The 8,267-nt window shown below is 38.1% G+C and carries 5 protein-coding genes and 1 pseudogene; 5 read left to right on the top strand and 1 reads right to left on the bottom strand.

Annotation, left to right across the window (positions count from 1 at the left end; translation table 11 throughout):
- Positions 1-80 precede the first annotated feature (80 nt).
- The 5 genes from lepB (at position 81) to VB654_RS05330 (ending at position 7,831) form a co-directional block, all read left to right on the top strand.
- Positions 81-722, top strand: a complete 642-nt coding sequence (gene lepB / locus VB654_RS05310) for a signal peptidase I (protein ID WP_323212489.1) — start codon at positions 81-83, stop codon at positions 720-722.
- Between the two features lie 4 nt (positions 723-726).
- Positions 727-1,509: an MOSC domain-containing protein gene (locus tag VB654_RS05315; RefSeq protein WP_323212490.1), complete on the top strand. Its 783-nt coding sequence runs from the start codon at positions 727-729 to the stop codon at positions 1,507-1,509.
- A 511-nt stretch (positions 1,510-2,020) separates the two neighbouring features.
- Complete coding sequence (locus VB654_RS05320) at positions 2,021-5,005, top strand: ATP-binding protein (RefSeq protein WP_323212491.1); 2,985 nt, start codon at positions 2,021-2,023, stop codon at positions 5,003-5,005.
- Complete coding sequence (locus VB654_RS05325) at positions 5,002-6,837, top strand: EAL domain-containing protein (RefSeq protein WP_323212492.1); 1,836 nt, start codon at positions 5,002-5,004, stop codon at positions 6,835-6,837. Before VB654_RS05320 ends, VB654_RS05325 begins: the two co-directional genes overlap by 4 nt.
- A gap of 247 nt (positions 6,838-7,084) precedes the next feature.
- Positions 7,085-7,831, top strand: a complete 747-nt coding sequence (locus VB654_RS05330) for a cobalt-precorrin-6A reductase (protein ID WP_323212493.1) — start codon at positions 7,085-7,087, stop codon at positions 7,829-7,831.
- 99 nt (positions 7,832-7,930) lie between these two features.
- Here the strand turns inward: VB654_RS05330 and VB654_RS05335 are convergent.
- Positions 7,931-8,267 (bottom strand): annotated as a pseudogene (locus VB654_RS05335) (photosystem II q(b) protein); the annotation flags it as partial.

Genomic DNA, 8,267 nt, shown 5'->3' on the forward strand with positions numbered 1-8,267 from the left:
AATTTACTCGTTAATATGGAAATATATAGTCTCCCTGAACGAGTTAATTACCTGCGCTTCTCCCTTATTTCAGTAATTTCATGCGAAATCAAGTGTCTGATAACAACTCTACTCAACAGCCCGATAATTCCTGGTTAGCTGAACTAGCCAGAACAGTTATATTAAGTATTGTGCTAGCTCTAGGCATTCGTACTTTTGTTGCTGAAGCTCGCTGGATTCCTTCCGGCTCTATGGAACCTACACTAAACGGGACTCCAAACCAGTGGGAGGCAGATAAAATAATTGTCGATAAGTTGAAGTATAGGTTTTCTGAACCACAGAGGGGAGATATTGTAGTCTTTTCGCCCACAAAAACACTAAAAGATGAACAATACAACGACGCTTTTATTAAACGTATAGTCGCCTTACCTGGAGAAAAAGTAGAACTCAGAGATGGCTTAGTGTATATCAACAATAAACCCCTTGAAGAAGCAAAGTACCTAGATTCCCAGCAGCGCACAGTAATTGACGTTTGCACATCAGGAACACAACAAGCCTATTTAGCACAACCTGAAACTATACCCCCCAACTCATACTTAGTCTTAGGTGACAATCGTAACAGTAGTTACGATAGCCGTTGTTGGGGTGTTGTACCTCGTGAAAATATCATCGGTCGTGCCGTACTCCGCTTTTGGCCTCTAAATAATATTGGCGGACTTGACAAGCCACCATTGTATCCATAGATTAATGCCATACTTAGCCAAAACCCTACTCTACCCCGTTAAATCACTGGATGGCGTTGAAGTTGAGCAAGCAAAGATTCTGGCCAGTGGTGCGCTAGAGTCTGACCGTGAGTTTGCCATTTTTGACGAACAGGGTAGGTTTGTCAATGGTAAACGTGTGGGCAAAACCCATTTAATTAGATCACAGTTTGATATTTTAAATAGAACTATCTCGCTGCAAACCCCCAAACAGGAATCACCAAGAGTCTTTCATCTGGATGAACAACAGCTAGAAATAGCAGATAGTCTCAGTGATTTCTTGGGGTTTGCCGTGACATTAGGGCGAAATTCTGCCCTGGGCTTTCCCGACGACACCAATTCACCGGGACCCACAGTCATTAGTACCGCGACTTTAACAGAGGTAGCTTCCTGGTTCCCTGGTTTGAATGTTGATCAAATGCGTCGCCGCATCCGTGCCAATATTGAAATTGATGGTGTACCAGCATTTTGGGAAGATCAGTTATTTACTCAACAAGGCAATATAGTCTCTTTGCGAGTGGGAGATATCAGCTTATTTGGAGTCAACCCTTGTCAGCGTTGTATCGTCCCAACCCGCAATCCTGATTCGGGAGAAGCTTACCCAAACTTTCAAAAAATATTTGTGCAGCAGCGACAAGCCACTTTACCAAATTGGGTGGACTCATCGTACTTTAACCATTTTTATCGCTTGAGTGTAAATACACGATTAACGCCAGCAGAAACGGGGAAAACTTTTCAACTTGGTGACGAAATTGACATAATTACTTAATATGGCAAAGTGCAAAGTTTTGATTGTAAAGCAAGTAGGGGCGGTTTTATGAAAATTATTATTGGTAATTGAGTAGATTTGTCATAACTTGCATAGCCATACCTGCCCCGACATCAAAGCTTTGAGTGTTCAAAGTATTGTCTTAACTCATTTAATGCTAAATAGGGCTTCAGCTTTAGTGCTAATAACAACAATAACTTGCAATTAAAATTTGATGAATGAGTGCAAATATATATCTTTAGTTGTTTTTTGAAAGTATCAAATAACACAAAATGAATTAATTTCAGGTAATGACAGTACCATAGCCAAGTTTGAGGGTTATGTGTATTAGGAAATAGCTTAAAGAATTTGAATCTGTATATACCATTAATGCTCAATATCCGCTTATACTAGTATCAGTTATTTGCTGGTTGTTTAACAAAACTTCATCCAGTAATATCACTTAAAAACACAGTAATATGAAAAGAGCTAATTTTGCTCAATTTTAGAGTTGGGGAAAAATTGAACTACAATGTTATCCAAACTTCAATTCGTTAAATTGTTGAACTGCTTAATTAGCAAAATTCCTGCCAAGGTGCAACTCAGATCAATTCTGATCTTGCCCTTTGTCTTACAAATTGTTGGCTTAATCGGGTTTGTGGGCTACCAGTCATTGCAAAACGGACAGCAATCGTTAAAAAAGCAAACTATTCAATTAGAAACTGAAATCTGCGATCGCATCGAACAACACCTCAATAGCTACTTAAATATTTTCCAACAAATTAATCAAATCAGTCACAGCAATTTTAATATTTCCAAAGGTGAATTGATCGGCGTTGAAAATCTGAATAATTACAAGCTTTTGAGGAGCAAAATTTTCGCAAATAGAGATATTGGTCAAATTCATATTGAAACAACAAACAACCAAGAAAATCTATTTCATTTCAAGACTGTAAACAATGATCATCCTCCCCTAAAATATGGGGATGAAAATATCATAGAACTCAGTAATCCTTTCTGGAGTCAAATTTCTTCATGGCAAGAGCAACCAGATATTTTATCTATATCTGCTAATTATTTTATTGACGATCCCAAATCTCCGCTAGTTGGGATGATTGGGGTTGATTTAATATTGCCGCAAATCGACATTTTTTTAAGTAATTTAGAAGAAATTGGACGCTTGGGTAAAGCTTTTATTTTAGAGCGTTCTGGGCTAATGGTCGCTAGTTCTACAACAGACCTCACAGGCAATATTCATGATGGTCAGGCCTCACACCTTTTAGCATCACAGAGCCAAGATTATTTAATTCGACTCACAAATCGGCATATAATCGAACGGTTTGGTAGCTGGAGATTATTAGTAGGTCATCAACACTTCCAATTTATGGAAGCCGGAACGCGTTATTTTGTGCAGATAGACAGTTGGCAAAATAACATCGGTCTTGATTGGGTAATTGTGGTGGTGATTCCCGAAGCAGAATTTAACACGAAAATTAATCACAATTTTTTCATCATCATCATTTTAAGCGTAGTCACTTTGTTAATAGTTGCAGAAATTTGCTTTTTGATTGAACGCTGGATCATTAAACCAATTGTGCAATTAAATATAGCAACTAAGAAAATTGCTGCGGGGGAATTTCCGCCAAGCATCAGTATTCAAAGATGTGAGGAACTGGGAGAAATCGCCAAATCATTTAACAGCATGGCAGAGCAATTGCAAAAGTCTTTAACAACTTTGGAATTACAACGTACTGAAATTGAAGTTTTAAATAAGGAATTATCTGTCAGCCGGAGCCAACTAAATCAATTACAAACCACTCAACAGAAACTGATTCAATCTCAACAAATTTCTCAACAAGAAAACCACGCCAAAAGCGAATTTCTCGCTAATATGAGCCATGAATTGCGTACCCCACTCAACGCCATTCTCGGCTTTACTCAAATCATGAGCTATGATTATTCTTTATCTAGCGAACATCAACAAAATTTGTCCATCATCAATCGTGCTGGTGAACATCTCCTCAACTTAATCAACGATATTCTGGAACTATCAAAAGTTGAAGCTGGTAAAACTACATTGAATATCAGCAGCTTTGACTTAGTTCGCCTTTTGGATGGCTTACAAGAAATGTTTCGTTTTCGTGCTGTTTCTAAAGGCTTACAACTAATATTTGAATATACACCTAATCTTCCTCAATATGTGCGAACTGACGAAAGCAAATTACGTCAAGTTTTAGTCAATCTTTTGGAAAATGCCTTCAAATTTACGAAAATTGGGAGTATAACATTGCGCGTTTCACTGGGGATTGAGGATCAGAACATCAGGGAGCAAAAAGAGCATAGAGACATAACTTCGTCCTCATCCCTGATTTTCGAGGTGACAGACACGGGTGCTGGTATTTCTCCAGAAGAAATTAAACTAATTTTTGAAGCTTTTAGGCAAACCGAAAGCGGAAAAAAATCTCAGGAGGGTACTGGACTTGGTTTAGCAATTAGCCGCAAATATGTGCAGATGATGGGTGGTAATATTACTGTTAGTAGTATCCTGGAAATAGGAAGTAAATTTACCTTTGATATTCAAATCGCTCCAGGTTTATCTAGCGAAATTCCGATCCAGCAACCTCAACACCAAGTAGTTGCTTTAGCTCCAGAGCAGCAATTATACCGAATAATGGTAGTTGATGATGTATTAGAAAGTCGTTTGGTTGTAGTTAAATTACTATCATCTATTGGTTTTATTGTCCGAGAAGCCGCTAATGGTCAAGAAGCGATCGCCCTATGGATGGAATGGCAACCACATCTAATTTTTATGGATATGCGGATGCCTATTATGGATGGTTACGAAGCCACAAGAATTATTAAAGCTAGTGTTACAGCCCGTGGGATGAAAAAAACTTTTAAGACTGATCATCATAAGTGGCAAAAACTTTCGCCACAGCTTGCTACTCACCCAAATATCGAAACCGGATATAACTGTGGGCAAAACCGGAAACTTCACGGTGGTTACAATTCTTCATGTACTTACAAGTCTGCAAAACTAAATACTATTCCACCGGGGAAAGAAACCCAACAGCAGCAACGGATTCCCCAGACTCACACGGTGATTATTGCTTTGACTGCTAGCGCCTTTGAGGAAGAACGACAGGAAATTTTATCAGCTGGTTGCGATGATTTTATTCGCAAGCCATTTACACGGGAAGTATTACTAGATAAGGTGAGACAATATCTCAGTGTAAAATATATCAGCCAAGCAGAAATTACTAAAACAGCAGGTGTTGATCCAGAACAACAAATATTACTCAACGAAACCGAAATTATCAGACATTTGTCACAAATGCCACCTATTTGGTTAAAAAATATCAACCAGGCCGCAGCAATTTGTAGCGATGACCTGATTTTAGAGTTACTTCAGGAATTACCGCCAGATAAAAGTCAAGTTTTTCGATTGTTCAGGGATTTAGCCAGCGAATATCAGTTTGAAAAAATTATGGAATTGACCAGAACCAAAGCAGAATGAATTACAAGCGATTAGATCCGGATAAAAAAGATATTTTGATTATTGACGACACGGCCATTAACCTCCGCGTTTTGTCTTCTATTCTCACAAAAGAAGGATATAACGTTCGTAAAGCCTTAAATTGGCAAATGGCCTTGACTGCTTGCCAGTCGGTGTTGCCGGATCTTATCTTACTTGATATTATGATGCCCGATATTGATGGTTATGAAGTTTGCCGACGCTTAAAAAAGTGGGAGATTACAGCAGAAATTCCAGTAATTTTTATTAGTGCTTTAGATGATGTTTTCGATAAGGTAAAGGCTTTTAATGTCGGGGGAGTTGATTATATTTGCAAACCATTTGATTTTCAAGAAATTTTAGTCCGTATTCAAAATCAATTGGCATTAAGAACAGCACAATTAGAAATTTTGCATCTAAACAACGAACTAGAAAAAAGAGTAAAGGAGCGGACATTAGAACTAGAGAAAACTTTAGAGATCCTGCAAAAAGAAATTGCTGCTCGTCAGCAATTGCAAAGTAAATTGCTGGATATGGTATTACATGATTCTCTAACAGGCTTACCAAATAGATTCATGTTTAGTAAGCGGTTAGAAAAATCTTTGCAGATGGCAAAGCAGGAATCAAATTATAAGTTTGCTGTGCTGTTTTTAGATTGCGATCGCTTTAAAGTTATTAATGATTCTTTAGGGCATTTAGTAGGAGATGAATTGCTCATTGCTATTGCTCATCGCCTCAAGTTATGTCTGAAATCAAATGAGACTCTAGCAAGATTAGGTGGTGATGAATTCGGCATAATCTTGGAAAACTTGCCAGATATTGATGCCGCCATCCAAGTAGCTGAAAGCATATTGGAACAGCTATCACTTAGCTTTAAACTTTCAAGATATGAAGTCTTTATGAATGCTAGTATTGGCATTAACTGGGGTAGTAAAGATTACGAGCAGCCAGAATATTTGTTGCGGGATGCTGATACAGCGATGTATCGTGCTAAAGCTTTAGGAAGAGCCAGGTATCATCTTTTTGATCCAGCCATGTATCAAGAAGCTATTCAGCTTTTGGATTTGGAAAATGATTTGCGTCGAGCTGTAGAAAGGCAAGAATTTGTTGTTTATTATCAACCAATTATTTCTTTAACCACAGGTAGAGTCTCTGGATTTGAAGCACTTATACGCTGGAAACATCCAGTTCGTGGTCTGATTTTTCCCACAGAGTTTATTCCTATAGCCGAAGAAACAGGTTTAATTAATCTTATTGATAAATGGGTATTGCGGTCAGCTTGTAATCAATTACGTATCTGGCAAAATTATTCAGACAAAACAAAAAATTTAACTATTAGTGCTAATTTGAGTGCGCGATTATTTTCACATCCTAATTTAATATTTGAAATCGATAAAATTATTGATGAGACTCAAATAAATCCTGTAAATTTAGAATTGGAAATAACCGAAAGTGTCATTATGGAAAATAGTCATGCTGTCAAAAGGATTATTAATCAGTTAAGAGACAGAAAAATTAAATTAATCATGGATGATTTTGGTACAGGTTATTCTTCTTTGAGTTATTTACATAATTTTCCTTTAACTAAATTAAAAATTGACCAATCATTTGTGAAAATTATGGGACAAAATCCCGATAATATGGGACTATTGCCAGCTATAATAAGTATTGCTGAATCAATGGGTATGATTGTGATTGCTGAAGGAGTTGAAACCAAAGAACAATTAGAAAAACTGAGAACTTTAAATTGTGGTTTTGCTCAAGGATATCTATTTTCTAAACCGATAGAGGCAGAATTAGTCCTCAATTTTTTGGATGCAGCACCTCAATGGTAAACTTCTCTTTTTTTGATTTTTCTGTGTTCTCTGCGCCTAGTTTGTTTTTTTGCTAAATTTATTTTGGCTACATTTTTAATACTAATTCTGTATCAGAACTTTGGGGTGAGTGCTAGTAGTTATACTATATGAGGAACGAACCACAAAGGGCGCAAAGGACACAAAGTAAAGAAAGAAAGAAAGAAAGAAAGAAAGAAAGAAAGAAGAAAACTATGTTGTCTTAGATGGAAAACCCAGAAAAAATAAAATGATGCGAGTTTTGATTTTGGGTGGAACCGGAGAGGCGGCAGAATTAGCTGCTAAAGTTATTAATATTCAGGGAGTTGAGGTAATTTCATCTCTAGCAGGTCGCACTCGTGAACCGTCAATCCCATTAGGTGATTTGCGAATTGGGGGTTTTGGTGGTGTGACTGGACTAGCTAAGTATCTGCATCAAATGAAAATCGATTTATTGATTGATGCGACCCATCCTTTTGCGGCTCAAATTGCTTTAAATGCGGCTGATGCTGCAATGGAAGTTAAAGTACCCCGTCTGAAGTTAATTCGCCAACCTTGGCAAGAAGTGAATGGCGATCGCTGGATTAAAGTTGATAGTATAAAAACTGCTGCCGATGTTCTCGAAAATCAATCACAACGCGTTTTTTTAAGCATTGGTAGGCAAGAAATCGGTGCTTTTGCTCATTTGCATCAAATTTGGTTTTTAATGCGGATGATTGACCCACCTGAGTTAAATACCTTAGTACCACCAGGAATATTGTTGTGCGATCGCGGGCCTTTTAACCTCCATAATGAGAAGGAAATCCTCATTCGCCATCAAATCGATACTATTGTCAGCAAAAATAGTGGTGGTGATGCCACTTATGCCAAAATTATCGCCGCACGAGAACTAAAACTCAAAGTTGTAATGATAAACCGTCCCCCCGTACCCCCAGGGGAGCAAGCCACAGACATAGATGAAGTTTTGGTGTGGCTATCACAGCACTTGCATCCGTGAATCAGTATTTATTCTTCTGCGTCTCTGCGGGACAAAAAACAAACATAAAAAACGCCCCCCATTTCTGAGAGGCGATTTTTATTCAGCTAAACTTAATGATTAACCATTGATAGCAGGTGCAGTTAAAGCAACAGGAGCAACATCAGCAGCAGCCAAGTCTAGAGGGAAGTTGTGAGCGTTACGCTCGTGCATTACTTCCATACCCAAGTTAGCGCGGTTGATTACGTCAGCCCAGGTAGCGATAACGCGACCTTGAGAATCAATTACTGATTGGTTGAAGTTGAAACCGTTCAAGTTAAAAGCCATTGTGCTGATACCCAAAGCGGTAAACCAGATACCGATTACAGGCCAAGCAGCTAGGAAGAAGTGAAGTGAACGGCTGTTGTTGAAAGAAGCGTATTGGAAGATTAACCGACCAAAGTAACCGTGAGCAGCT

Source organism: Nodularia sp. UHCC 0506, from assembly GCF_034931045.1.
In the GTDB taxonomy this organism is placed as follows: Bacteria; Cyanobacteriota; Cyanobacteriia; order Cyanobacteriales; family Nostocaceae; genus Nodularia.

What these genes read in the sequence shown, in the direction of transcription:
- lepB (WP_323212489.1), top strand. Translation starts at nt 81, where the DNA reads ATGCGAAATCAAGTGTCTGATAACAACTCTACTCAACAGCCCGATAAT.
- VB654_RS05315 (WP_323212490.1), top strand. Translation starts at nt 727, where the DNA reads ATGCCATACTTAGCCAAAACCCTACTCTACCCCGTTAAATCACTGGAT.
- VB654_RS05320 (WP_323212491.1), top strand. Translation starts at nt 2,021, where the DNA reads ATGTTATCCAAACTTCAATTCGTTAAATTGTTGAACTGCTTAATTAGC.
- VB654_RS05325 (WP_323212492.1), top strand. Translation starts at nt 5,002, where the DNA reads ATGAATTACAAGCGATTAGATCCGGATAAAAAAGATATTTTGATTATT.
- VB654_RS05330 (WP_323212493.1), top strand. Translation starts at nt 7,085, where the DNA reads ATGATGCGAGTTTTGATTTTGGGTGGAACCGGAGAGGCGGCAGAATTA.